Genomic DNA, 26,335 nt, shown 5'->3' with positions numbered 1-26,335 from the left:
GATCGTCCTTAAATATTGGCAGGCGCGACGAAACGATGCCGGTGCAGCATGCGCTTGTCGCGAGGGTCGGGATTGGGAACGGCGGAAATGAGGCTCTTCGTATAGGCCTCCTCGGGAGCGGTGCAGATCTGCTCGGCCTCGCCGAGTTCGACGATTTTGCCGCGATGCATGACGGCGACGCGATCGCAGAAATAACGCACAACCGAAATGTCGTGCGAAATGAAGATGAAGCTCAGGTTCAGCCGTTGGCGAATATCGAGCAGCAGGTCGAGGATCTGGCTGCGGATCGAGACGTCGAGTGCCGACGTTGCCTCGTCGGCGATGATGATGCGCGGATCGAGCGCAAGGGCGCGGGCGATGCCGATGCGCTGGCGCTGGCCGCCGGAGAAGGCATGCGGATAACGCTCCATGCCCATCGGATCGAGGCCGACCAGACGCATCAGCTCGGCGACGCGTTCCTCCAGCGCCTTGCCCTTGGCCAGCCCGTTGACAACAAGCGGATCGCCGATCACCTCCTTGACGGTCATGCGCGGATTGAGCGAGGCGAAGGGGTCCTGGAAGACCAGACGGACTTCGCGGTGGAAGGTGCGGAGTTCGCGCTTGGTGAGTTTCGTGACGTCGATCTCGCTACCGTCCTTGCCGCGATAGCTGATGCTGCCCGATGTCGGCTCGACGGTGCGCAGGATGAGCCGGCCGAGCGTCGTCTTGCCGGAACCGCTTTCACCGACAATGCCGAGGTTTTCGCCGGGATAGAGATCGAAGCTGGCGTCGTCGACGGCGCGCAGCGTATTGGCCTTGCCGTGCCAACCGTAGATCTTGCCAAGGTTGCGGACGGACAGGATCGGCTGCGGCGCATCCGGCGACAGCGCCACGGCCGGCAGCCGCCCTTCGACATGATGGGTGAGCTTGACCGTCGAGGCCAGCAGTTGGCGGGTATAGGGATGCTCGGCGGCATGGTAGATCGCATCCACCGGGCCGCGTTCGACGATGCGGCCGAAGCGCATGACGGCAACATCATCGGCCACTTCTGCGACGATCCCCATGTCATGGGTGATGAGCAGCATGGCCATGCCGCGTTCGACCTGCAACCGCTTGATAAGGTCAAGGATTTCGGCCTGGGTGGTGACGTCGAGCGCCGTCGTCGGTTCGTCGGCGATGAGAATGTCGGGATTGCCGGCAAGTGCCATGGCGATCATGGCGCGCTGGCGCATGCCGCCGGAGAACTCGAAGGTGTAGCGGTCGGCCATCTTGTCCGGGTTCGGAATTTCGACCTGGCGCAGCAGTTCGATGGTCCTTTCCCGGGCGGCACGCTGATCGAGATTGCTGTGCAGGCGCACCGCCTCGATGATCTGCGAGCCAATGGTATGGACCGGTGACAGCGAGCTCATCGGCTCCTGGAAGATCAGGCCGATACGACGGCCGCGTATGGCGCGCATCGCCCGGTCGGACGGTTTCAGGGCGGCGATATCGGTGATGCCGTTACTCCCGGTGACCCCGTCGCCGTTGTTGAGCAGGATGCGGCCGGAAACGATGCTGCCGGGGCTGTCGACGATCTGCAGCAGCGAGCGGGCGGTGACGCTCTTGCCGGAGCCGCTTTCGCCGACGAGGCAGAGCGTCTGACCGCGTTTCAGCTCGAAGCTGACATTTTCGACGGCGTGCAGGATGTGGGTGCGCAGCCTGAAATCGATCGAAAGGTTTTCGACGGAGAGAACGACGTCGTCTGAAAGATCGGTCATGGTTTCCTCCTCAATTGTCGTAGGGGTCGGCGGCATCGCGGAGGCCGTCGCCGAAGAAATTGAAGGACAGGACGGCGACGACGACCGCGAGTGACGGCCAGATCAACAGCCACGGCGCGGTCGCGACGGTGCGGATGTTCTGGGCGTCCTGCAGCAGCACGCCCCAGCTGACGACCGGTGGTTTGAGACCGATGCCGAGGAAGGACAGCGAGGTTTCGGCGACGATCATGGTCGGCACGGCCAGTGTCACGACCGCAAGGATGTGGCTCGTCAGCGACGGCAGGATGTGGCGGAAGATCAGCCGTGCTTCGCTCGATCCGTCGAGCCGGGCGGCGACGACGAAATCCTCGCTGCGCAGCGCCAGGAACCGGCCGCGCACCTCTCGCGCCAGGCTGGTCCAGCCGAGCAGCGAGACGATAATCGTTATGACGAAATAGACATTGACCGGCGACCATGTCAGCGGGATCGCCGCCGCCAGGCCGAGCCATAGCGGGATGGTCGGCATGGCGCTGACGACCTCGATGACGCGCTGGATCAGCGTATCGACCCAGCGGCCGTAGAAGCCGGAGATGGATCCGAGCACGACGCCGAGGATCAGCGACATGCCGACGCCGACGAGGCCGATCGACATGGATACGCGGGTGCCGTAGACGAGCCGCGAGAAGACGTCGCGGCCGAGCCGGTCGGCACCGAGCAGATACATCGGGTCGTTCTGGTTGAGGGGGCCGATCAGGTGGCGGTTCATCGGGATCAGGCCCCAGAGATCGTAGGCCGCGCCTTTGACGAAGAAGCCGATCGGGACGACCTTGGTGTCGTCGACGACGAAGGTGCGGCGCAGCGCCACCTTGTCGATCTCGACCTTGTAGCCCTTCACATGGAAATTGAACTCCGAGCTGCCGTCCGGTTTTTCGACGAAGAAGCTGAAGCCCTGCGGCGGAGCATAGGTATATTGCGGCCGCGAGGTCATCGGCAAAGCCGGTGCAAGGAATTCGGCGAAGAGACCGACCAGATAGAGGAAGAGGATGATGGCCCCGGCCACCATCGCCACCTTCTGGCGGACCAGTTTGCCGGCGACCAGCCGCCAGGGGCCGATCGCGGCGGTCGAGACGGTCTTGCCCTGTTTCAGCGGGCTGATCGAGGGGCCATCGGCAACAGTGTGAAGCGGACCAGCGTGGTTTCCGAAGGTTTCGTGCGTGCTCATCGCATTCCCCTCAATTGAACCGGATGCGCGGATCGAGCAGCGCCAGCAGCAGATCCGACAGCAGCATGCCGACAAGGGTCAGCGCGCTCAAAAGCAGGATGAAACTGCCGGCGAGATACATGTCCTGCGAGATCAGCGCGCGGAAAAGCAGGGGACCTGCGGTCGGAAGGTTCAGCACGATGGCGGTGATCGTCACGCCGGAGACGAGATGCGGCAGCACCCAGCCGATCGCCGAGACGAAGGGATTGAGCGCGATTCTGACCGGATATTTGAGAATCACCTTGTATTCCGGCAGTCCCTTGGCGCGGGCGGTGACGACATAGGGCTTGTGCAGCTCGTCGGTCAGGTTGGCGCGCAGGATGCGGATCATCGCTGCCGTTCCGGATGCGCCGATGATGATGATCGGGATCCAGAGATGGGCGAGGAAATCGCCGACCTTGGCGAGGCTCCAGGGCGCCTCGGCATACTCAGGCGAGATCAGCCCGCCGACGCTCTGGCCGAGATATTTATAGGCGACGTACATCAGCGTCAGCGCCAGGATGAAGTTCGGCACGGCAAGGCCGATGAAGCCGAGAAAGGTGAAAACGTGATCGCCGATGGAGTGGCGGCGGACGGCCGAATAGATGCCGATCGGCAAAGCCACGATCCAGACGAAGAGCAGGCTCAAGAGCGAGATCACCAGCGTCGAGCCCATGCGCGCCCAGATCAGCCCGGAGACGGGCTGGCCCCACTCGAAGGAGTAGCCGAAGTCGCCGCGGCTGACGATGCCCCAGATCCATTTCAGATATTGGACATAGAAGGGGTCGTCGAAGCCGTAGATTTCCTTCAGCCGCTCGATCTGCGCGGGATCGACGGTCTGGCCGCTGTCGCTCATGGTGGCGATCATCGAGGTCAGATAGTCACCCGGCGGCAGCTGGATGATCAGGAACGAGATCAGCGACATGCCAAACAAGGTCGGGATCATGTAGAGCACGCGCTTGAAGATATAGCCAAGCATCGAAACGTTTCTCCTCCCGTCGGGAACGCTGTGACGCGCTTCCCCCGGATCTTCACCCGCCTTCGGCCCTCCAGGCCGAAAGCGCTCCTCCGTCGCATGTCATCTCATTTCCAGGTGAGATGCAGGACCTCAAGCCGATCGATACCTGGCACCTCCACCTGCGCGCGGCCATTCCCGAGGCTGAAGCTTGCGGCGCGGTCGGCAACAACGAGCCACGCCTTCGCCACCGATCGGCCCTCCGGAATCTCCACCGAAACGGTCTGCGCTGCCAGAGGGTAATTGTCGCGGATCGGGCCTTTCATCATCATCGGATTGGTGAGATTGAAGAGGCTGAGCGCCAGACCCTCACCGTTTTCGCGCAGCGCCAGATCGACGACGCCCTTGCCTTTGACGGTGACGCGCGGCGTCTTGCCGAGCGCCCAATGGACGGTGTTGGCGATGAGCCGCGCATGATCGACGGCAAAGACCTCCCAGAAGATCTCGCCGATATTCCAGGGAATATAGACCGTGCGGCCACCCTTGCCGGTCTCACGAGCGATGACGGCAGCGCCTTTCGGGGCCTCGCGCGGATAGACCTCTTCCATCGGCAGGTCGGGAAAATCGGGGATATAGAGGAAGGGCGTCTTCGCATCGGCCGACGGTTCGGCGTGGATCAGGCGGGTGCCGCCCATGATGCGTTCGGCGCCGTCGAAACCCCGATTGATCGGGTGATTGCCGGAAAGGGCGACATAGGTGTTTTTGACGATGCCGCGCGGGCCGGAAACGTATCTGGCGCCGAGCACGTCGGCCAGACCGAATTCGTCACGCTTCTTGCCAAATTCGTCACGCAGCGACGTCTCGTAAGAGGCAATCACGCTGCCGCCGCGATCGACATATGCGCGGATCGCCGCGTTCTGCGCATCCGAAAGGCAGGAGGCGTTGGCGAGAATGATCAGCTTGAAGCGGTCGAGGGTTTCCTCGGTCAGCACCTGGTCCGAGAGCAGCTCGAAGGGCAGTCGGGCTTCGACGAGGGCGTGATAGAGACCGAGATCGTGCTTCTCGGCGGAATGCCGCTCTTCCGGCGCCCAATGGCGCAGCGTCGTCGAGGGATCGACGACAGCGATTTCGGCGGTCGGCTTCATGCTTTCCAGCACGGGCTCGACGGCTGCCTGCAGGCCGAATGCGTCGGCCACCGGCTCGACCCAGCGTTTGTCGGGCACGACACCGTTGAATTTGGTGAACCAGGCGTAGAGGCCGTGGGCAGTGCCGTCGTTGATCCAAAGCTGCATCTCCTCACCCGAGGTGACGGCATCCTTCCAGCGATATTCCTCCTCCGGGCCGATCGAGGTGATCAGCACAACCGGGCGGTCGGGGAAGGTGGCGCGGATGCGCTTGCCGTTACGGCCAGCCGACCAGCCGAGCTCCAGGCCCTTGCGGCCCTGATGGTCGACGACGAGGAAGGGGCAGTGCCTGGCGATGACCGAGAGGTCGAATTCCATCAGCGACGCGCCGCCCATGTTCGGAATGAAGCTCGCATGCGGGCGGATCGCTTTGACGGCATCGTCCCATTGCGCGATCATGTCGGTGAGCACGCGGCGGCGCCATTGCACCCAAGCCTGCCAGGCCGGATCCTCGGCATCGGGTTTTACAGGCAGGGCGTGGCCGGACATATCCTTGAAGCGGCGGGCGCTGTCTTCGCTATAATCGACGCCGTGGCCCTGCCAGCGATTGGCGAAGACCGCATCGATATCGTATTTGCGGACGATCTCCTTGACCACCTCAGGCATGAAGACGCTGTTGTAGTCGCCATAGGCATTGGTCACCCAGACATCGGGATAGGCCCAGTGGCGGCGTGGCGTGCCGTCGGCATTGATCATCACCCATTCCGGATGGGCTTTGGCGGCATCATCATGGATCGCATGCGGGTCGACGCGGGCCATGACATGCATGTCGAGCTTGCGGGCGGCGTCGACGAGCGCGCCGAAGATATCCTTGTCGCCGAGATATTTGCTCACATAGTGGTAGGGCACTTCGCTCGGATAATAGGCGATATAGCCGCCTGCGCTGAGGCAGACCGCCTTCGATTTCGTGCGTTTGAAGACATCGATCCAGAATGCCGGGTCGTATTTCTCCGGGTCGTCTTCCACGAAGGTCAGCTGGGTCCAGCGGGTCGCGGTCTTGAACCAGTCCGGCGTCCTCAGCGTGTGGGTGTTCTGTTTTCTGGCGTCGAGCATCGTCTTCATCCAATCATTGGCAAAAGAAGGCCCCCGGCGCCGACCGGCTCGTCGGGCGCCTGGTATGGCTCATGAAGTTGAAGGCCATCAGGCCTTGTAGAACTGCTCCGGCATGGTCGGAGCGGGCGTCGGCCAGCCGAAAGAGTTCGGCATGATCTTCGTGACGTTTTTCATGTTGTTCTTGACGACGCCGTATCCGTCCGGCGGCAGCGAGATGCCGAAGACATAGAAATTGTCGGCGGCGCCTTGCAGGATCTGCTTCATGACCTCGCGCTGGCCTGATGCGTCGGAGGTCGCCTTCAGCTTGTCGTAGAGCGCAAGCTGGTTCTTCGTGCTTTCCGGCGGTTCCTCAGCATTGGCATTGGCGCGGTCGCGATACCAGAGCTGCCAAGCGGGGGCATACATGGCGTTGGCATCGGTCGGCACGTAATAGCGCGGGTCGAGCATGGCGGCGACGCCGCCGTTTGCGCCGAACTGGTGGGCAGTCGCATCGAAATCACGGCCCTGACGGACGCGGGTTTCCCAGAGCGAACGGTCCATCGAGCGCATCTGTGCATCGATGCCGACCGCCTGGAACATCGGGATCACCAGCTGGAAGAGATCGAGGAAGACGGCGCGCGCCTGGTCGATCTCGAAGATGATCGTCAGGCGGCGGCCCTTTTCGTCGAGGCGGAAGTTCTGGTCGTCGCGCTTCGGCACGATCTGGTCGAGCATGGCATTCGCCTTGTCGACGTCATAGGCCGTGAACTGCGTGGCGAGCTGCTCGTTGTAGAGCGGGTCCTCCTTCTTGATCGACGGCTGGGCGGGCGCGCCCTGGCCGACGAGCACCGCATCGATCAGCGACTGCCGGTCGAGTGCTGTCGAGAGTGCCGCACGGAAATCCTTGTTCCGGAAGAGCTTCCGCTTGGTCTCGTCATTGTGGTTCAGGTTGAAGATGAAATTCATCACATTGGCTTCAGTCGAGGTCAGTGTGTAGAAATCATAGCCGCCCTGCTCACGCGCATCGTAGAGAACCGACTTGTTGTTCGGCGTGGCGATATACTGGTCCATCAGGTCGACTTCGCCCTGCATGGCCTTCAGCAGCAGAACCTGCGGGTCGGCGACCATCTGGTAGACGATACGGTCCATATAGGGCAGCTGGTTGCCCTCGGTGTCGACTTTCCAATAGTAGGGATTGCGCTCGGCAACGGCGCGTTCGGTGTTTTCGCCGGGCGCTATCGTGAACATCCAGGCATGCACGCAGGGCTTCTTCGAGGAGTTGAGGAAGAAGGCGTTGTCGTCCTGGAAACCGGCGGCTGCCTGGAAGGAGGCGATCCAGCTTTCAAAGCCGCGTTGCTTGGCGAGTTCATCGGCCTTCGGATTGTGGTCGATGTGGAACTGCTCCAGATAATGCTTCGGCGTGCGCGTCGTCTGGTCGTTGTTTGCCCAGGCGACCTGCAGCGGGAACAGGCCGTTCGGCTTGTCGAAGATGACCTTGAAGGTCTGTTCGTCGACGATCTCCAGCTTGGCCGGCTTGCCGCCAGACTTCCAATGATCCTGACCGACGAAGGCGACGCGCTTGTCGGTGAAAACGGTGTCGTACCAGAACTTGATGTCGGCGGTGGTGTAGGGATGGCCGTCCGACCATTTCATGCCCTTGCGCAGGCGGATCGTATAGACCTTGGAGTCGGCATCGCCCTCGAAGGACTCGGCGACGTTCAACGTCACGCCAGACCAGTCGGGCGTATAGCGCAGCAGCGGCTCGTAGGCCTGGTAGCGGAACAGCATCGACAGCGACCCGCCGCCGACCAGCGCCATGTTCCAGTCGCCGCCGTATTTGCCGACGCTTTCGACTGGTTTGACGACGAGCGGATTTTCAGGAAGCCGGTCCTTCAGACCCGGCAGGGCGCCGCTCGACACCTTCGTTTTCAGAATATCCGCTTCCTTGAAGTCAGCGGCGAAAACCGGCAGGGCCGGCAATATCAGGGCGGCCGACGTCCCGGCCAGAAACGCACGTCGTTTCAGCTTGATCATAGGGGATCTCCTCCAAAAACCGTGCCCTTATTCATTATTTTGCTATTGGGCTTGGGATGAGAGAAAGATTACATTTGGATATTGTTAGGTAAAGCGTTATGTTTTCGTTAGTGCGAAAATTTGCTTTTGGGATGCGGTTGATATAGCCAGCGTCCCATCAACCGAATGTAGGGGTGCCAGGTGGGAAGCAGAGGCCGGGTTACATTGCAGACCATCGCAAGGGAGGTCGGCCTGTCGAAATATGCGGTGTCGCGCTCGCTTGCCGGCAAGAGCGGCGTCAGCGAGGAAACGCGCGCGCTGATCCGCGAGACAGCGCAACGCCTCGGCTATACCAGGCCGTCCGGGCAGGGTGCTGGAGGCGAGGTCGCGGTTGTCTTTCACGATCTCGATGCCGTTAACAGTGAGCTCTACATGCAGGTGCAGAACGGCGTGCAGCGCGAGGCTCATCGGCTTGGCATGACGCTGCGCGTACGCTGGACCCATGATTCCAGCCAGTTGGAGGAGCTGGCGCGCGCTTGCGACGGGCTGATGCTCGTCGGTCCGCATGCCCGTGAGGCAGTGGCGGCGGCGAGTGCCACCGGCGTTCCGATCGTGCGTTTCGGCTGGGTGGATGCACTCGAACAGATCGACCATGTCGGCGGCACCGACCATGAGGCGGGGCAGGCGGTGGTGGAATATCTGGTCGGGCTCGGCCATCGGTCCATTGTTTACGTCTATGGCATGCCGGGCCTGCGGGGACGCCAAGAGCGGCACTACGGCGCCCGCGAAGTCGCCGAACGTTATCCTGACGTTGCGCTTCATGTTATGCAGTTCGACGAAGAGAATGGCTTCAGAGCGGCCTTCCGAGCGCTCGTGGAAAAAGGCATCCAGCCGACGGCTTTTTTCTGCGCCCATGACGGGCTGGCACTGACCGTGGTTTCCGAGTTGCTCGGTCAGGGATACCGCATTCCCGACGATATTTCGGTCGTCGGGTTCGGCGACTACTCGCCCGCAACGCAGATCTCGCCGGCGCTGACGACGGTGAGGATGGAGGGGCAGGAATGCGGGGCGGTCGGGCTGCGGCTCTTGCTCGAGCGCATCGAGAATCCCGCCCGGCGCGGCGCATCATGATTGCCTCCCGCATTATCGAGCGCCGCTCGGCCGGACCCTGCAAGGCGGCGGCGAGCGTCGATGCCGCCGAGGTTTAACCGCCGAGCGAAGCAATCGCAGCCTTGACTGCGTCCGCGCCGGACTTGGTCGGCCGGTATTCCAGACCGACGGCGCCGTCGTAACCGTTGGCAAGGATCCAGCCGAGGCGTCGGGCAAGGTCGATATCGCCGGAGCCCGGTTCGTTGCGGCCGGGGTGATCGGCGACATGGACGTGGATGATACGGTCGAGACGGCCGTTCAGTACCTCCTCGGTGCGCTCGTCCATCACGGCGGAATGGTAGATGTCGTAGACGATACCGATCTCGGGGCGAGCGACGTCATCGATGATGTCGAGACCTTCGCGGGTCGAATCGAGGAAATAGCCGACATGGTCGATGCGGATGTTGAGCGGCTCGACGCCGAGGCGGACACCGCTGCCTTTGAGGATATCGGCGCCGGCTCTCAGCGTTTCGGTGAGTGCCCTGCGCTGTTCTTCGCGGGTCAAGCCTGGGAGATCGTCGCCCGCCTGGGCAATCAGCACTGGCGCGCCGAGACGCTTCGCGACACTGACGGATTCGGCAAGGCCTTTCAGCCAGGCCTGCCGATTGGCGGCGTCGGTCAGCGCGATCATCGGTTCGGCGACGAGGCTGGAGACGGCAAGGCCGGTTTCCTTCAGCGCCGCCTCGATCGCATCGAGATCCTTGTCGCTCCAGCGCCAGAATTCGATCGCCGTCAGGCCGGCCGCATGGGCGCGGCGGATGCGATCGGGAAAGCTGTCGCCCTCTTGGGCAAACAGCCACTCTATGCAGGCTGAATAACGTCGCATGAAAACTCCTCCCATCCTGTTGATGCAGGCATGCGACAGATTGGAGCCTGCCGCAAGAGGAGTTCAGGCGCTTGACGCCCGGGTTCATTGGCGGAACACTCGGCAATCAGGCCGGAATCTCCGGCCGTTTGCGGAGGAAGACATGGATCTCGGATTGAAGGGAAAGATTGCCGTCATAACAGGTGCGTCGGTCGGCATCGGGCTGGCAATCGCCGAGGGGCTGGCGGCTGAGGGCGCCGACCTCGTGCTGGCAGCGCGCGGCGGTGAGCGGCTCGAGGCGGAAGCCGCCCGTATCGCCGAGACGTACGGCGTCAGCGCCACCGCTGTCGCGGCCGATGTGGCGACGGTTGCGGGAACCGAGGCGATCATTACGGCGGCGGCCGAAAAAGGCGGCGCCGATATCCTCATCAACAATGCCGGCACCGGCTCGAACGAGACGGTGATGGAGGCGCCCGACGAGAAGTGGCAGGACTATTGGGACTTGCATGTGATGGCCGCCGTGCGGCTGGCGCGCGGCATCGCGCCGCAGATGAAGCAACGCGGCGGCGGTGTGATCCTGCACAATGCCTCGATCTGCGCCGTTCAGCCGCTCTGGTACGAGCCGATCTACAATGTCAGCAAGTCGGCGCTGATGATGTTTTCGAAGACGCTCTCGACCGAGCTCATCAAGGACAATATCCGCGTCAACTGCGTCAACGCCGGCTTGATCCTGACGCCCGACTGGATCAAGACCGCCAAACAATTGACGGCCGAGACCGGCGGCAACTGGGAAGGCTACCTGCAGAGCGTCGCCAACGAGCACGCCGCCTCCAAACGCTTCGGCACACCGGAAGAGCTGGCAAACGTCTTCGTCTTCCTGAGTTCGGAGCGCGCGAGCTATTGCATCGGCTCGACCTATTTCGTCGATGGCGGCATGCTGAAGACGATCTGACCGAGACTCCCGGCAGGGCGCGCGGCGGCCGGTCTTTCTCAAGGCTGCCGGGCGTTTCTGTGGACGTTGCCGATACAAGCTATAAATAATAGCTATTTTGTTGTATGTTCACGCTTTTGACGCTATTTGCCTGCTATTGGCAGGATAAATACTGCAATTTCTACAGGGCGACGACGATGCTGACGAAAAAGGGAAAATACGGGCTGAAGGCGCTGGTCGACCTGGCGCGACTGGCGCCGGGCGAGACTGCCTTCATCAATGACATCGCGGCCCGCAACAATATCCCGAAGAAGTTTCTCGATACGATCCTGCTGGAACTGCGCAATGTCGGCATCCTGCGTTCGAAGAAGGGACCGGGCGGCGGTTATTCTCTGTCGCGGCCGGCAACCGAAATTCGCATCGGCCATGTCATCCGCACGCTCGACGGACCCTTAGCGCCGATCCGCTGCGCCAGCCGTACGGCTTACGAGGCCTGCGACGACTGTGCCGATCCGGAAACCTGTCAGGTGCGGCGCTCGATGACCGATGTTCGGGACGCGATCGCCGCCATTCTCGACAATATGACCCTCGAGCAGTTCGTCGCCGATGGCGGCAGCATCGACGGCGTGAGGGAAGAATTCCCGATCTCCGCCGCCAGCTGATTAGGCGCCGCCGACCTTCGACATATATTCGCCTGCGGTATGCACCAGCTTTTCCCGCGGCAGCGATAGCGCGTGAATGCGGGCGTTGCGCCAATGGCGGTCGAGATTGAGGCCGATGCCGGCCGATGTTTCCCCTGCAAGTTCGAATAGCGCGTTTGCGGTGTCGAGTGCCGTTTCCCCGGCAAGGATCGCGGCCGCGGAGGCGGAAAAATGCGCGTCCACCATCGCGGCCTCCACAGGATTGACCTGGGCAATGTCGAGTTTGCGGCCAGCACGTTCCAAGGCTGCCGCCGCCATTTCGATACGGATGGCGCGTTCGCCGATCCCGGGGAGGACGCTGGTGCTGCGATCGCCAATTGCGATCATCAGGTCGCTCCATGCGGCCCGCGCGATGCCCAGGCTGACGCCGGCCTTGAGCAGCAGGCCGAGCGAGATGGCGATCGAATGTCCGGACGAGGGGGCAGGGGCAATCGCATCGGCATTGACATGAAGCGTGCCGACGATCGCCGTCGCCGAGCCATTGGTGCGCTGGCCGAAGCCGTCCCAATCGTCGACCACCTGCACGCCTTCCTCAGCGCCTGCGAGGTAGAGCGTCACCGGGCGGCTGGGCGGAGCGGTGGCGGCAGCGGCGATCCAGTCAGCGAAGAGAATACCAGGTCCCTGCCGCGTGCGCCCGCTCAGTCGGTAGCCCGGACCTTCGGCGGTCAGTTCGGCCCCGTCGATGAAGGCGGCGCCCGCGAAGCGGTCACCGAGCAGCGCGCGGGCAAACAGCGATGCCTTCAAATCCTCAGCAGCCTGAGTGCGGAGCGTTTCCAGCGCAGAAAAATGACTTTCCAGCGCCTCGCCGATCGATGCATCGCCCTCGGCGATGATCGCAACGATTTCGGCGAGCAGGGCGTTCGACACGTCGAGCCCTTCATGGTCTGGCGGAACAGCGATTGCCGTCAGCCCCGATACCGACAGCGCGTCCAGCTCGGCAAAGGGCAGGATGCGGTTGATATCACGCTCGCTCGCCTGATGCCGGAATGCAGCGGCGAGGTCGCGGGCCGTGGATATCGCCTCCTCTTCGCTTTCGATGCGATGCGCGGGAGGCCTCAGGCTCTGATGAAACTGCGATACCGTTCCCATTGGCCACTCTTTTTCGACAGATACAGGAGTGAGGGATTGCCCCTCAAATGATAAGGCCGGTTTTTCTACAAAACCAGAATGGTTTGGATTTTCTTACCAGCTTGATTGCCTTGTCCTTTACTCTACTTACGGTGACGTGGGGCTTCCTTGATCGAGAAATATGATGAGCGACTCTCGTGCTCGCAGCAGCGAGGTTTCGAAAATGGCGCGCCAGCCGAGACCGCGCCTGACGCTGGATATTGCCGCTATCCCAACCTATGCGATCGGCGATATTCACGGTCGGTACGATCTGCTTGTGAAAGCCGAAGCGGCGATCCTGCGGGATGGCGCGCGGCTGCCCGGGCGAAAGCTGATCGTCACGCTCGGCGACTATATCGACCGCGGCCCTGAATCGGCACAGGTCATCACCCATCTGATGGAGCCTCCGCCAGATGGATTCGACCGCATCTGCCTTGCCGGCAATCACGAAGTCGCCATGCTCGACTATATCGATGGCTGGATCTCTTATGACGATTGGATGCAGATGGGGTCGGCGGAGTCGCTCAAATCCTATGGCCTCGATCCGGAGCATCTACCGCTGGTCTTTCCCTCCGGCGCGAAGCTTGATGCCTTCATCCGCCAATCGCTGCCGCGTACGCATATCGATTTCATGCGGGCGATGCCTGTCCTGCTGGAGACCCCGAGCGTGATTTTCGTGCATGCCGGCATCAATCCGAAGCTGCGGCTCAGTGAGCAGACGGACGAGGATCTGGTCATCATCCGCCAGCGGTTTCTCGAAAGCCGGGTGCCGTTGCCGAAGCTCTTCGTTCACGGTCATACGCCGAACGATGAACCCGACATACGGCCGAGGCGGCTCAATCTCGATACGCGCGCCTATCGCAGCGGCAAACTCACCGTCGCCCGCCTGTGGCAAGGCCAAGTGCATCTGTTTTCGACCTGACTTCCGTTTCCCCGGCCGGTGGGGTCGTGTCAGACGACCCCTTGCTCAACCGGCTCCGTCTTCGCTGGCTCTACAGTAGCCGGCCGCTTGCGGCGCCAACCGCGCAGCACGACGTAAAAGACCGGCGTCAGAAACAGGCCAAAGATCGTCACGCCGAGCATGCCCGAGAAGACGGCGGTGCCGAGCGACTGGCGCATTTCGGCGCCGGGGCCGGTGGCGATGGCGAGCGGCAGAACACCGAAGATGAAGGCGAATGCCGTCATCAGGATCGGGCGCAGGCGAAGATGGCTGGCCTCGATGGCCGCCTCTACCGGCGATTTGCCCTCGTCTTCCGCCTGCCTGGCGAACTCGACAATCAGAATGGCGTTCTTGGCCGCAAGGCCGATCAGGACGATCAGGCCGATCTGCGTCAGGACATTGTTGTCCATCCCCCTCAGCGAGACCCCGATCAGCGCCGCAAGCACCGCAAGCGGAACGATGAGAATGATCGCGAGCGGCAGAACCCAGCTTTCATATTGCGCCGCCAGCGCTAGGAAGACGAAGACGACAGACAGGGCGAAGATGTAGATAGCGGTGTTGCCGGTGTGGGTCTCCTGGTAGGCGAGTTCTGTCCATTCGAAGGTGGTGCCCTGCGGCAGGATCTTCGCTGCTAAGGCCTCCATCTTGGCGATGGCATCGCCCGTCGAGGTACCCGGCGACGGATTGCCCTGAAGCGGCACCGAGACGTACATGTTGTAGCGCTGGACAAGCGCCGGGCCGCTGGCATCCTGGATGTCCATCAAGGTTCCAAGCGGAACCAGCGCCCCGGTCGCCGACCGGACCTTCAGGGCAAGGATGTCTTCCCGGTCCATGCGGTATTGCCGGTCGGCCTGGGCGCGAACCTGGTAGACGCGGCCGAACGCATTGAAATCGTTGACGTAGGCGACGCCGAGATTGATGGAAAGGGCGTTGAAGATATTGGGAATCGGCACATTCAGGAACCGCGCCTTGTCGCGGTCGATCGCCAGGAAGTATTGCGGGCTTGCATCGGAGAATGTCGTAAAGACACCGGTCAGCCCCTCGGTCGTTGCCGCCGCACCCATCATCTGCCGGGCGAGGCCGAGCACGCGCGTCATGTCGGCGTTTTCGAGATCGGAAATCTGCATCTTGAAGCCGCCGGAATTGCCGACGCCACGCACGGATGGCGGCGGGATGGCGATGATGAAGGCTTCCTGGATGCTTTGCAGCTTTCCGTAAAGCTCGCCGATGATCTTGTTGGCGTTCTCGCCGCCTTCTTCACGTTCGGCAAAGGATTTGAACGGGACAAAGACGACGCCGGCATTTGAGGCATTGGTGAACGTCGCCCCGCTGAAGCCGGCAAATTGCACGGCATTGCCGACGCCGGGCACGGTGCGGGCGATATCGCCCACCTGTTTGACGACGGCATCCGTACGCGCGAGCGAGGCTCCATCAGGTAGCTGTATGACGATGATCGCGTAACCTTGGTCCATAGTCGGGATAAAGCCCGCGGGAACTTTCGTGCCCATGTACCAGGTCGCTCCGAGCAGGCAGACGAAGGTGACCATCGCGGCTGTTAAACCAACCCAGCTGCTGACCAGATGCCGAACGGTCCATGAATAGCCGGAACTCAGCCGATCGAATCCATGATTGAAGCCGTCTGCAAGCCCTCTTCCCAGACGGGATGCGACATTCATGCGCTTGGTTTCATGGTCATGGGTTTTCAGCAATATGCCTGCGAGCGCGGGCGACAGTGTGAGCGAATTCAATGCGGAAATTGCAGTGGTGACGGAGATCGTCACCGCGAACTGCCTGTAGAACTGGCCAGAGATGCCAGGAATGAAGGCCGTCGGGACGAACACGGCTATCAGCACCAGCGAGATGGCGACGACGGCGGTTCCGACTTCATCCATCGTGACATGGGACGCCTGCTTCGGCGTCATGCCGCGTGCCAGATTGCGCTCGACGTTTTCCACCACTACGATCGCGTCGTCGACGACGATACCGATCGCCAGCACGAGACCGAACAAAGTGAGCATGTTGAGCGAGAAGCCGAAGGCGAGCAGAACGGCGAAGGTGCCGATCAGCGATACCGGGATGGCAATGATCGGAATGATCGCGGTTCGCCAGGATTGCAGGAAGACAAGAACGACGATCGCCACCAGGAGGGCCGCTTCTGCAATGGTTCTATAGACCTCGGTGATCGAATCCGAGATGAATTCGGTCGTGTCGTAGACGATACGATATTCCAGACCCGGCGGGAAATTCTGGGATATGTCCTTCATGAGCGTCTGGACTTGATGGGCCGTGTCCAGGGCGTTGGTTCCCGGCCGGGCGAAGATGCCGAGAGCAACGGCGGGATCGTTGTTGAGATAACTGTTGGTGACGTAATCCTGTGCGCCGAGTTCTATCCGGGCGACATCCTGCAGCTGCACGAGCCGGCCCGATGTCGTCGATTTCACAATGACATATCGGAACTCGCGCACGTCGGAGAAACGGCCGTCCGTTCGCACCGTATATTCGAATGCATTCTTGCCGGTGACGGGCGGGGCCCCGATCTTGCCGCCCGACACCTGGACGTTCTGATCTCTCAACGCGGAGACGACGTCATCGGATGTCATCCCGTAAGCGGAGAGCTTTTCCGGATCCAGCCAGATTCGCATCGAATACTGGCGTTCGCCAAAAATCTGCACGTCGCCGACGCCGTCAAGGCGCACGAGAACGTCGCGGATGCGGTTGCGGGCGTAATTCGAGACGTAAAGCTGGTCATAGCGGTGCGATGGCGAAAGCAGGTGCACCACCATCATCAGATCCGGCGAGCTTTTGTCGGTGGTCACGCCAAGCCGCTGGACTTCCTCGGGAAGACGGGGAAGGGCGATGGAAACGCGGTTCTGGACGAGCACCTGGACCTTGTCGAGATCGGTGCCGAGCTTGAAGGTGATCGTCAGCGACATGGCGCCGTCGGCGCTGGAGTAAGAAGACATATAAAGCATGTCCTCGACGCCGTTGATCTGTTGTTCGAGCGGCGTCGAAACGGTATCGGCGATCGTCTGCGGGTCGGCACCCGGATAGGAGGTGCGCACGACGATGGTCGGCGGCGCTATCTCCGGATACTGCGATACCGGCAATTGCGTGTAGGCAATGCTGCCGACGACGAGAAAAAGGATCGAGATGACGGCCGCAAAGATCGGCCGGTCCACGAAAAAATGAGCAAATCTCATTGTCCGCTCTCCGCGCCGGCAGTTTCCGGCGGAGCGTCCTGCCGCTCCTGCGGCAGTTCGGTCATCTGAGGCGTGATCTTTGCGCCCGGCCGGGCGCGCATCAGGCCGTTGACGATGATCGTCTCGGTGCCATCAAGACCCTCGCGTATGACGCGGTAGCCGTAGAGGCGCGGTCCGGGCCTTACCGGCTTGGTCGAAACCGTGCCGTCTTCGGCGACGACATAAACGACGCGCTCATTCTGGTCCGAGCCGATGGCCTCGTCGGGGACGAGAATGGCCTGGTAGGTGTTGGAGGCTTCGACCTGTATGCGACCGAACAGGCCGGGCTGAAGGACGAGATCAGGGTTGGGGAAGCGGGCACGCAGACGAATGGTGCCACTCTCATTGTCGACCCGGTTCTCGGCGAAATCGAGCTTTCCCTTGAACGGTTTGGCACTGGGATCCGAGATCGTGACGGACACATCCAGTCCGCCACCGCCCTGCTGGAGATCCTTGCCCAGTTTGCGCGCCGTGTCGGCGAAATTCAGCAGCCGGCGCTCGTCGACGTCGAAATAGAAATCGATCGGATCGAGCGAAACGATCGTCGTCAGCACAGTCTGGTCGGTCTGCACAAGGTTGCCGGCCGAGATCAGCCGGCGGTCGATGCGGCCGCTGAGGGGCGCCTTGATCTCGGTATATTCCATGTCGAGAGAGGCGCGGTCGGCTGCGGCCTGTGCGCCGCGGACATTGGCCTCGGCCGAATCGAATTCGCGGCGGCGATCATCCAGCGTCTGGGCTGACTGGCTGCCGCTCGAAGTTAGCGATTGCGTGCGCTTATATTGCGCGTCGGCAAAGACCAGGGCGGATTGCGCCGATTCGAGTGTGGCCTTTGCCTGATTGAGCGCGGTTACGAACGGCCGCTGATCGATGACGAAGAGCAGGTCGCCCTGCTTGACCAATGCGCCGTCCTGGAAATGAATTTCCTGCAGGTAACCACCGACGCGCGAGCGAACCGAGACCTCGTCGACCGGCTCGAAGCGGCCGATGAACTCGTCGCTGTCGACGACATCGCGAACGACCGGCTTGGCAACGGTGACGGGCGGGGGTGGTGGGGCGCTCTGGGCCAGTGCGGGGAGAGGCATGAATGCGGCAATACAGCCAAGCACCACCATCTGTCGAAGCGCGTAAGTCATACCGGTCCTCCAATCTCGACGGCCGATTCACTGCCGCCAACCTCAAGATGAAGTGATGCTGTTCATGTCTTGCTGCTTTGAACGAGGGCCTCTGCCCCCATGATTCCCCCGGCGTTCAATCCCTTGGAAAAGGAAGGCCGGCACGCAATGCACATCCGAAAAATCGTAACCCTATGGAATTGGACTATAAACGGCAGCGGCGAAAAATTGCAAATGCCAATTGGTAACGGTTCCGGAATCCATCAAAACTTCACAGAAGGCATCAGCTCTCGACGATCTCGTCTCTGCCGGGCGGCAGGGCGGCGAGTTCGGCCCAGTCGAGCTCCTGTTCCAGCATGTGAAAGACATCGTCGTCGATCTCGTCGGCGCGGCGCATCGCAGCCAGTCTGCGGCGTTTGGCGACGATGACGTTGCGGCGCTGCTTGTCGAGCCTGCTGACCTCGCGCGGGTGTTTCCCGTCAGCGGTGATTTCGCGTTCGGAAGTGTAGACGTCGCGCAGGATGCGAGTGGATTTGTCCTCGCCGCCGGCGAGTTCGGCAAGGGCCGCATCGATCAACGTGACGCGGGCCCTGGCGAGGTCGCGATCCAGGGAGGTGTCCGGATCGAATTTCAGGAAACGGATCAGCGGCCCGAGCGTCAGGCCCTGGACAATGAGCGTGCCGAGAACGACGGCGAGCGCGCAGAGCAGGATGATGTCGCGATCGGGGAAGTCGATCGGCAAAGCGAGCGCGGTCGCCAGCGTGACGAGGCCGCGCATGCCGCACCAGCCGGCAAGCAGGCTGGTCGCGAAGGTCGGAACGGCTTGTGTCGTGCGTCCGCGCGCGGCGAGAAAGTTGATGACGCGGTTATAGAAGAGCACCCAGGCCAGGCGGACGACGATGACGGTGACGAAGACCATGGCGGCGAAAGTGATCGCGAAATTCAGACGGCCGGGATCGAGGTCGAGGACGATCTGACGGGCCTGTAGTCCCATCAGCAGGAAAGCGAGCACGTTGAGCAGAAAGACTGCGGCTTCCCAGACCGAATAGGAATGAATGCGGTGGCGGGCCGTCTGCCGCTCGGGCATGTAGCGGGCAATCACCATCGCATAGACGACGATCGCCAGAATTGCCGAAAGGTGCAGCCGCTCGGCGATGATCCAGGTGCCGAAGGTGGCGACGAATTCGAGCAGGGTGCCGCCGAGCGTGCCGGCAAGCCTCAGGCCGACGACCATGTAGAGACGGCCCATGAGATAGCCGAGGATGAGGCCGCCAGGCACGGCGAGCGCCAGCTCCGCCAGGGCGCCGGCGAAGAAGGCGGGACTTGCGGCGGCTGCAACCGCAGCGCTGAAGATCAGCAGCGCCACGGCGTCGTTCAGGAGGCTTTCACCCTTCAGGATCACATAGGTTTGGCGCGGCAGGGTGAAGCGGTCGAGCATGGCGGTCGCGGCTGCCGCATCCGGCGGCGCGACGATGGCGCCGAGTGCCACGGCTGCGGCAAGCGGCAGGCCGGCCATCGTCACGCTGACGGTGGCGACGGCTGCGGCCGTCAGGATCACGGCAATGGCGGCGAGCGAGAATAGCGGCAGCCAGTTGCGCCTCAACGTCCTCGGCGGCAGATCATAGGCGGCGTCGAAGAGCACGGGCGCGATCAGCAGCGCCAGCGCCAGCTCGGGATCGATCGCGACCTCCGGCGCCCAGGGCACGGCCGCGACGATGACGCCGGCGATCGCCAGCATTGTCGGATAAGGGATCCGGAACTTCCTGGAGAATTGCAGAAAGACGATCGCCACCAGCAGCAGCGTCAGCATGCTTTCGAAGAACGCCATAGAGCTCCCCAATGCGCACCTCCGGCGGAGGCTGTTCCTGCCGCAGAATTAGGGCGGAACTCGGCTGCGGCTACTGTCGGCGCCTGCAAGCGGCGAAAGGAGGAACCGTAGGATATGTTTGACCTGATCTGCGGCATTTTAGCCGCCGCTGCTGAATCTGCCGTCCATACCCTTGTGCGGCGCGCATGCTCAATATATCTACTGATATTATAAGTATGCTTATAAATAATGGTTACAGGTTTTCATGAACGCCACTCCGACCCTCGGTTTCCTTCTCCACGACGTCGCACGGCTGCTGCGCAAGCGGTTCGAGCAGCGCGCGAAGTGCCTTGGGCTGACCCGGTCGCAATGGCAGACGCTTGCCTATCTCTCGAACAATGAAGGCATCCATCAGGGCGGCCTTGCCGAAATCCTGGAAGTCGAGCCGATCACGCTGGTGCGCATTCTCGACAAGCTCGCCGAGCGCGGGCTGATCGAGCGCCGCCAGCACCCGACCGACCGGCGCATCTGGCTGCTCTATATGCGCGACGAGGCGCACCCGTTGCTCGCCGAAATGCGCGAGCTCGGCGACACCACCCGCGCAGAAGCGTTGCAAGGCGTTTCGGCCGAGCAGCGCGAGCTGCTTTTCCACATCCTATCCGTAATGAAGACGAACCTGGTTCAGGCATGCCGGAGCCCGGTTGACGAAAATGAGACGAACGATGGCTGATCAATCCCCCCTCCGCGTCGTTGCCGACGCCAATACCAAGACCAAGACCAAGACCAAGACTCCTGTCGAAGGAAACGAAGCGAAACAGCAGGAAACGGTAGCCGAAGCGCCTTCATCCAATTCAGCGCCGGCTGCCGCCGTGGCTGCGCCTGGCGGCAACAAGGTCCGCCGCCGGCGCAGTCCCACGCGGCCGATCCTGTTTGCCCTGCTGCCGGTGGCGCTCGTCGTCGGCGGTTATTATTACGTCAATGGCGGCCAGGTGATGTCGACCGACAACGCCTATATCCAGGCCGATATGGTCGGGCTTACCACCGATGTCTCGGGCATCGTCGACCAGATCAACGTGCATGAGAACGAGGCGGTCAAGACGGGGCAGGTGCTCTTCAGCCTGCGGTCGGATTCTTTCAAGATCGCGCTCGATGGCGCCAAGGCGCAGCTCGGCGCGCAGCGCAACCAGATCATGAATCTCAAGGCCAGCTATCAGCAGTCGCTTGCCGAGATCACGCAGGCGCAAGCCGATCTGCCTTATTATCAGGATCAGTTTGACCGGCAGCAAAACCTCGTCAACAACGGCAGCGCGACGCAGTCGGCCTATGACGAAGCCAAGCACAATCTGGAAGCCGCGCAGCAGAAGGTGACCGTCGCCAAGGCGGAAGCTGCAACGACGCTCGCCCAGCTCGGCGGCAATGCCGACCAGCCGGTCGAGGAAAACCCGCTCTACCTGCAGGCCAAGTCGAATGTCGACAATGCCCAGCGCGAACTCGACCACAGCGTCGTTAAGGCGCCGTTCGACGGCATCGTCACCAATGTCAACGCGCTGCAGGTCGGCTCCTATCTGCAGGCTTCGCAGCAAGCCTTCTCGCTTGTTGCCACCGACCATCTGTGGATCGCCGCCAGCCCGAAGGAAACCGAACTCACCTATGTCAAGCCCGGCCAGACGGCCGAGATCTATATCGACACCTATCCCGGCGTGACATGGAAGGGCAAGGTCGAGAGCATCAGCCCGGCCTCCGGCTCCAGCTTCTCGCTGCTGCCGGCGCAAAACACCACGGGCAACTGGGTGAAGGTCGTGCAGCGCATTCCGATGCGCGTCAGCATCGAGGACACCGAAGGCAAGCCGCCGCTACGTGTCGGCATGAGTACGGTGGTCGATGTCGAGACCGGCCATGCCCGCGGCCTGCCTGATTTCGTCAACAAGCTTCTGGGTCGGCCTCAGGGCAAGGATCATGAGTAACGCTTCCGCTTCTCCGGTGACGCCGATTGCCAATCGCGGTGCGATCACGGCTTGCGTCATTCTCGCCGTCATCATGCAGGCGCTGGACACGACGATCGCCAACGTGGCGCTGCCCTATATCCAGGGCAGCGTGTCGGCCTCTGCCGACCAGATCAACTGGGTGCTGACTTCCTATATCGTCGCGGCGGCAATCATGACGCCGCCGTCGGGCTTTCTCGCCGCCAAGTTCGGCCGCAAACGCGTGCTGCTCGTCGCCATTGCCGGTTTCGTGGCGGCCTCCGTTCTCTGCGGCCTGGCGCAATCGCTGAACCAGATCGTCGCCTTCCGTCTGCTGCAGGGCCTGTTTGGGGCATCGCTGGTGCCGCTTTCCCAGGGCATCCTCCTCGACATCTACACGGTCGAGGAGCGCGGCTCGGCGATGGCCCTTTTCGGCGTCTCGGTCATGGTCGGGCCGGTGCTTGGGCCCGTCATCGGCGGCTGGCTGACCGACAATATCAGCTGGCGCTGGGTGTTTTATATCAACGTGCCGATCGGCGCGCTGGCCTTCATGGGCATCGTCGTCTACGTCACCGAGACCAAGAGGGATCTGCTCGCCAAACTGGACTGGTTCGGCTTCGGGATGATGAGCCTCGGCATCGCCGCGCTGCAGCTCTTCCTCGACCGCGGCGAGCAGCTCGACTGGTTCTCTTCCGGTGAGATCATGCTCGAGGCGTTGATCTGCGCCTCAGCCTTCTATCTGCTGATCGTGCATACTCTGACGGCGGAGAAATCCTTCGTGAACCCGAAGCTGTTCCTCGATCAAAACTTCTCGATCAGCATGATCTTCATCTTCGTGGTCGGCATTACCTATCTCGCCTCACTGGCGCTGATGACGCCCTATCTGCAGACGCTGATGGGCTATCCCGTTATCACAGCCGGCATCGTCATGGGGCCGCGCGGGCTCGGCACCATGCTCTGCATGTTCATCGTCGGGCGGCTGGTCGGCAAGGTCGATACGCGCGCGTTGCTGGCGCTCGGCCTGGGGCTCACCGCATGGGCGATGTACGACATGACCGGCTGGACACCCGACGTCTCGCAATGGACGATCGTCTCGGTCGGCTTCATCCAAGGCGCCGGCCTCGGCTTTCTGTTCGTGCCGCTGACGACGATCGCTTTTTCCACGCTGCCCGCCCATATGCGCGGCGACGGCACCGGTCTCTACAACCTGTCGCGAAACATCGGCTCGGCGGTCGGCATCTCGATCGTCTCGGCGCTGATCGTCGAGAACACGCAGAGCAATCATGAATCGATCGCGGCCTATGTGACGCCGTTTAACCACGCCTTCAATGCGGTGGCGGCGCAGGGGCTGAGCCCGGTGACGGCGGCCGGCCGTGCTTCGCTCAACGAGATCATCACGCTGCAAGCGACGATCATCGCCTACATGGACGATTTCAAGCTGCTGATGCTGATGTCGCTTGCAGTCATTCCGCTGGTGCTGCTGCTGCGCAAGCCGAAGGCAGCACCCGCCGTCGACCACAGCGCCGTCATGGAATGAACTCCAGATTCGCGCAATTCCGGACGAAAAACCGCTTACACTTTTCGGCATCATGCTCTAGCGAAACGGCTTGCTGAGATAACGCGATCCCTGAATGGCGAAGCGCCATGGTGCTTCGGCATTTTTCGTGATGCCGACGCGTTTTCCCGAGACGATCGGCACCGGGGCCGACGGCGCGATCGCATAGGGCGGGCGGTCGAGCAGCTGGTCATTGATCCCGATATCGATGCCGAGCGCCTGGCAGAGCTTGCCGGGGCCGCTGCAGAGCGACGTCAGCATATCAGTGCCGCGCCGCTCCATCATCCGAGGGATTCCCGTTTCCGGCTCCAGGGCGCGGATGAGTGCAGCCGAGCCCGGATGGCAGACGAAATTCAGGCACCAGTACATGCCGTAGATGCGGTAGATGTAGACATTGCCCGGCTTGCCGTACATGGCGCCATTGCGCTTGGTCGGGCCGCGGAAGCTGTGCGAGGCCTCGTCATCCGGGAAATAGGCTTCGGTCTCGGTGATGCGCCCACCGACGCCGTCCACGGTCAGCTGGCAGCCGAGCAGGTCGCGAGAGACGGTGATCGCATCGCGCTCGAAAAATTTCCGGAGGCTTTCGCCCGTAAGGGGGCCGGCGCCGACCGCGCCTGATATCGTTCCACCGTCGGTCATATCAGACGCAGATAACATTCAGCGCGCTCGCCGTCATCCCGAAACCGTTTCATGCGTTTGCGCGATAGGGATCAGCGGCCGGCATTCGGATCGCGCATCGGGATCGAGGATGATGTGACCGAGACCGGGTCGCTCGCCGGGAAGGAATCTTCCAGGCCCTCTTCCAGCTCTTCTTCGAGCAAAGCAGGATCCTTGCTGCGCGCGCCGTCGCCATGGGCAGGTTCGATCGCTGCGGCAAGCAGGGCCTTGGCACGCAAGACGGCGTTTTCCGACGTCAGCTCAGGCGTGCTGCGCAGCGTCACGGCAATGCTGTCTTCGCCTTCGCCGCCGAATTCGACGACGAAGCCGTCTTCCGTCTGGTAGACGGTGATATCGTTGAGTGCCATGGCCGTTCTCCAAGGGCGCTCATATTAGCAAGGCGCGTTTTAGTGAAGCGCGTTTTCGGAATTTTGTCGAGCGAAGACCTTCACCAGCCAGTCGATGAAGACGCGCACGCGCGGCGAAAGCTGGCGGTTGCGGGGGTAGAGCAGGGAAACCGGTGTCGGAGTCAGCGGAAAATCCTTGAGCACCTGGATCAACGTTCCCGCGGCAAGATCTTCTTCGGCGTGATAGCGCGGGATCTGAATCATGCCGAGGCCCATCCTCGCCGCTGAAATATAGCTTTCGGCGGCGTTGACCGCGACGGTAGCGGGAATGGAAACGTCACGCACCGTGCCGTCGACGATGAATTCGAGCGGCAGCAGGCTGCCCGTGCTGCTTGAACGGAAGCCGATCATACGATGGCCGGCAAGCCGGTCGGGATGCTGGGGCAGGCCACGGGTGGTGATATAATCGGGAGAGGCGAGTGTAACCTCATCAAGCATGGCGACGCGCCGGGCGACCATGTCGCTATCCCCAGGCGTGCCGACGCGCAGCACGCAATCGATGCCTTCGCGCACGAGATCGACTAGCCGGTCGCCCTCGCTCATGTAGAATTCAATCTCAGGATAGGTCTCCAGGAAGGACGGCAGGCTCGGCAGTACGAAATGGCGAGCGAGCGTGCCGTGTACGTCGACACGCAGCATGCCCTTCGGCTTGGCGCCGGCAAAGGCGCCTTCGGCATCCTCGATATCGGCAAGGATCGACAGGCAGCGTTGGTAATAGGCCTCGCCGTCAAGCGTCGGACTGACATGGCGTGTCGTGCGCTGGAGCAGGCGCACGCCGAGGCGGGCTTCGAGCTGCTTTATCGCGTCGGTGACGGTCGAGCGCGGCAGGCCTGTGTCTTCGGCGGCAAGCGTGAAGCTGCGGCGTTCCACGACACGGCAAAACACGCGCATGGCATCAAATCTGTCCATCTGTTTGTTCGTCAATCCCGGATAGTGATGCCGAAGAATGCATGATTATCCGCAGAATGAACAGGTGTATCTTCTCCTCATCGAAAACGCGCTGCGGCGCAGGATGTAGGAGAAGGACAATGGCTTCCAACGAAAACGGCAAGGTGGCACTGGTCACCGGCGCTTCCCGCGGCATTGGAGCGGCAGTCGCCCGACGCCTCGCCAATGACGGTTTCACCGTCGTCATCAACTATTCCGGCAATGCCGCTCCGGCCGAGGAACTGGTAAAGGAGATCGAGCAGGCCAGCGGCAAGGCGCTGACGGCGAAAGCCGATGTCAGCGATGCCGAGGCCGTCCGCCGCATGTTCGATGCCGCGGAAACCGCCTTCGGCGGCGTCGACGTGCTGGTCAACAATGCCGGCATCATGATGCTCTCCCCGCTCGCCGAGGCCGATGACGCCAATTTCGATCGGCAGATCGGCGTCAATCTGAAGGGCACCTTCAATACGTTGCGCGAGGCAGCCAAGCGTCTGCGCGACGGCGGACGGGTCGTCAACTTCTCGACCTCAGTCGTCGGCCTGAAGCTCGAAACCTACGGCGTCTATGCCGCGACCAAGGCTGCCGTGGAAACGCTGACGGCGATCATGGCCAAGGAGATGCGCGGCCGCAACATCACCGTCAACGCCGTCGCGCCCGGTCCTGTCGCCACCGACCTTTTCCTCAACGGCAAGTCGGACGAACTCATCGCCCGCACGGCGAAGATGAACCCGCTGGAACGCCTCGGCACACCGGAAGACATCGCATCTGCAGTTGCCTTCCTCGCCGGCCCGGACGGCGGCTGGATCAACGGCCAGACGCTGCGCGCCAATGGCGGCGTGATCTGACGAAAGACCGGCGGCGGTCTCCAGGCTGCCGCCAACTCAAAGTTTCCACTTCA

20 protein-coding genes and 1 pseudogene are annotated in these 26,335 nt (G+C 62.0%); 8 read left to right on the top strand and 13 right to left on the bottom strand.

What is annotated here, in order from left to right; all coding sequences use genetic code 11:
- Positions 1–8 precede the first annotated feature (8 nt).
- The 5 genes from AC245Y_RS17505 to AC245Y_RS17485 form a co-directional block, all read right to left on the bottom strand.
- Positions 9–1,736: an ABC transporter ATP-binding protein gene (locus AC245Y_RS17505; protein ID WP_017995006.1), complete on the bottom strand. Its 1,728-nt coding sequence runs from the start codon at positions 1,734–1,736 to the stop codon at positions 9–11.
- 10 nt (positions 1,737–1,746) lie between these two features.
- The gene (locus AC245Y_RS17500) at positions 1,747–2,937 is read right to left on the bottom strand and encodes an ABC transporter permease (RefSeq protein WP_017995005.1); all 1,191 of its coding nucleotides are present in this window, start codon (positions 2,935–2,937) and stop codon (positions 1,747–1,749) included.
- Positions 2,938–2,947: 10 nt separating this feature from the next.
- On the bottom strand, positions 2,948–3,934 hold the full coding sequence (locus AC245Y_RS17495; RefSeq protein WP_011653237.1) for an ABC transporter permease: 987 nt from the start codon (positions 3,932–3,934) through the stop codon (positions 2,948–2,950).
- A 104-nt stretch (positions 3,935–4,038) separates the two neighbouring features.
- On the bottom strand, positions 4,039–6,147 hold the full coding sequence (locus tag AC245Y_RS17490) for a family 10 glycosylhydrolase (protein WP_017995004.1): 2,109 nt from the start codon (positions 6,145–6,147) through the stop codon (positions 4,039–4,041).
- Between the two features lie 87 nt (positions 6,148–6,234).
- Positions 6,235–8,160, bottom strand: coding sequence for an ABC transporter substrate-binding protein (locus AC245Y_RS17485; protein WP_017995003.1), 1,926 nt, complete (start codon positions 8,158–8,160; stop codon positions 6,235–6,237).
- Between the two features lie 180 nt (positions 8,161–8,340).
- Between AC245Y_RS17485 and AC245Y_RS17480 the strand changes: the two are divergent.
- A pseudogene (locus tag AC245Y_RS17480) lies at positions 8,341–9,347 on the top strand (LacI family DNA-binding transcriptional regulator).
- Here AC245Y_RS17480 and AC245Y_RS17475 read toward each other — a convergent pair.
- The gene (locus AC245Y_RS17475) at positions 9,344–10,114 is read right to left on the bottom strand and encodes a TIM barrel protein (RefSeq protein WP_017995002.1); all 771 of its coding nucleotides are present in this window, start codon (positions 10,112–10,114) and stop codon (positions 9,344–9,346) included. The pseudogene AC245Y_RS17480 and the gene AC245Y_RS17475 sit on opposite strands and share 4 nt — an antisense overlap.
- A 142-nt stretch (positions 10,115–10,256) precedes the next feature.
- Here AC245Y_RS17475 and AC245Y_RS17470 point away from each other — a divergent pair, with 142 nt between their 5' ends.
- Together AC245Y_RS17470 and AC245Y_RS17465 are read left to right on the top strand one after the other, a co-directional pair.
- Positions 10,257–11,045: an SDR family NAD(P)-dependent oxidoreductase gene (locus AC245Y_RS17470; protein WP_017995001.1), complete on the top strand. Its 789-nt coding sequence runs from the start codon at positions 10,257–10,259 to the stop codon at positions 11,043–11,045.
- Positions 11,046–11,221: 176 nt separating this feature from the next.
- Positions 11,222–11,686: an RrF2 family transcriptional regulator gene (locus tag AC245Y_RS17465; RefSeq protein WP_026157458.1), complete on the top strand. Its 465-nt coding sequence runs from the start codon at positions 11,222–11,224 to the stop codon at positions 11,684–11,686.
- On the opposite strand, the gene AC245Y_RS17460 is transcribed toward AC245Y_RS17465, so the two are convergent.
- Positions 11,687–12,814, bottom strand: a complete 1,128-nt coding sequence (locus tag AC245Y_RS17460; protein WP_017994999.1) for an acyl-CoA dehydrogenase — start codon at positions 12,812–12,814, stop codon at positions 11,687–11,689.
- Positions 12,815–12,977: 163 nt separating this feature from the next.
- On the opposite strand from AC245Y_RS17460, the gene AC245Y_RS17455 reads away from it, so the two are divergent.
- The gene (locus AC245Y_RS17455) at positions 12,978–13,754 is read left to right on the top strand and encodes a metallophosphoesterase family protein (protein WP_017994998.1); all 777 of its coding nucleotides are present in this window, start codon (positions 12,978–12,980) and stop codon (positions 13,752–13,754) included.
- A gap of 29 nt (positions 13,755–13,783) precedes the next feature.
- Here the strand turns inward: AC245Y_RS17455 and AC245Y_RS17450 are convergent, their stop codons facing one another.
- The 3 genes from AC245Y_RS17450 to AC245Y_RS17440 all read right to left on the bottom strand — a co-directional run bounded on the left by AC245Y_RS17450 (position 13,784) and on the right by AC245Y_RS17440 (position 19,951).
- A complete protein-coding gene (locus AC245Y_RS17450; protein WP_017994997.1) occupies positions 13,784–16,972 on the bottom strand; it encodes an efflux RND transporter permease subunit in 3,189 nt (1,062 codons plus the stop codon).
- Positions 16,969–18,144 (bottom strand): efflux RND transporter periplasmic adaptor subunit, encoded by a 1,176-nt coding sequence (locus tag AC245Y_RS17445; protein WP_012758728.1) that lies wholly within the window; start codon positions 18,142–18,144, stop codon positions 16,969–16,971. The genes AC245Y_RS17450 and AC245Y_RS17445 overlap by 4 nt, the downstream gene beginning before the upstream one ends.
- Before the next feature lie 262 nt (positions 18,145–18,406).
- Entirely contained in the window at positions 18,407–19,951 is a 1,545-nt protein-coding gene (locus AC245Y_RS17440) for a cation:proton antiporter (RefSeq protein WP_012758727.1), read from the bottom strand.
- Between the two features lie 244 nt (positions 19,952–20,195).
- Here AC245Y_RS17440 and AC245Y_RS17435 point away from each other — a divergent pair, with 244 nt between their 5' ends.
- The 3 genes from AC245Y_RS17435 to AC245Y_RS17425 are packed head-to-tail and all read left to right on the top strand — an operon-like array spanning position 20,196 to position 23,428.
- Positions 20,196–20,660: a MarR family winged helix-turn-helix transcriptional regulator gene (locus AC245Y_RS17435; RefSeq protein WP_012758726.1), complete on the top strand. Its 465-nt coding sequence runs from the start codon at positions 20,196–20,198 to the stop codon at positions 20,658–20,660.
- Entirely contained in the window at positions 20,653–21,894 is a 1,242-nt protein-coding gene (locus AC245Y_RS17430; RefSeq protein ID WP_017994996.1) for an HlyD family secretion protein, read from the top strand. The genes AC245Y_RS17435 and AC245Y_RS17430 overlap by 8 nt, the downstream gene beginning before the upstream one ends.
- Entirely contained in the window at positions 21,887–23,428 is a 1,542-nt protein-coding gene (locus AC245Y_RS17425; RefSeq protein WP_012758724.1) for a DHA2 family efflux MFS transporter permease subunit, read from the top strand. Before AC245Y_RS17430 ends, AC245Y_RS17425 begins: the two co-directional genes overlap by 8 nt.
- 57 nt (positions 23,429–23,485) lie before the next feature.
- Here AC245Y_RS17425 and AC245Y_RS17420 read toward each other — a convergent pair whose 3' ends face one another.
- From AC245Y_RS17420 to AC245Y_RS17410, 3 genes are read right to left on the bottom strand one after another with little or no spacing between them, the layout of a single operon-like run.
- A complete protein-coding gene (locus tag AC245Y_RS17420) occupies positions 23,486–24,103 on the bottom strand; it encodes a DNA-3-methyladenine glycosylase (protein ID WP_032996463.1) in 618 nt (205 codons plus the stop codon).
- A gap of 53 nt (positions 24,104–24,156) precedes the next feature.
- A complete protein-coding gene (locus AC245Y_RS17415) occupies positions 24,157–24,471 on the bottom strand; it encodes a hypothetical protein (protein ID WP_012758722.1) in 315 nt (104 codons plus the stop codon).
- A 39-nt stretch (positions 24,472–24,510) separates the two neighbouring features.
- Positions 24,511–25,419, bottom strand: coding sequence for a LysR family transcriptional regulator (locus tag AC245Y_RS17410; protein ID WP_020487022.1), 909 nt, complete (start codon positions 25,417–25,419; stop codon positions 24,511–24,513).
- A gap of 119 nt (positions 25,420–25,538) precedes the next feature.
- Between AC245Y_RS17410 and AC245Y_RS17405 the strand changes: the two genes are divergently transcribed.
- Positions 25,539–26,282, top strand: a complete 744-nt coding sequence (locus tag AC245Y_RS17405) for an SDR family oxidoreductase (protein WP_017994993.1) — start codon at positions 25,539–25,541, stop codon at positions 26,280–26,282.
- Positions 26,283–26,335: the final 53 nt, after the last annotated feature.

This window comes from Rhizobium sp. SRDI943, from assembly GCF_057653695.1.
This window is presented reverse-complemented; position numbering and strand designations above follow the sequence as displayed.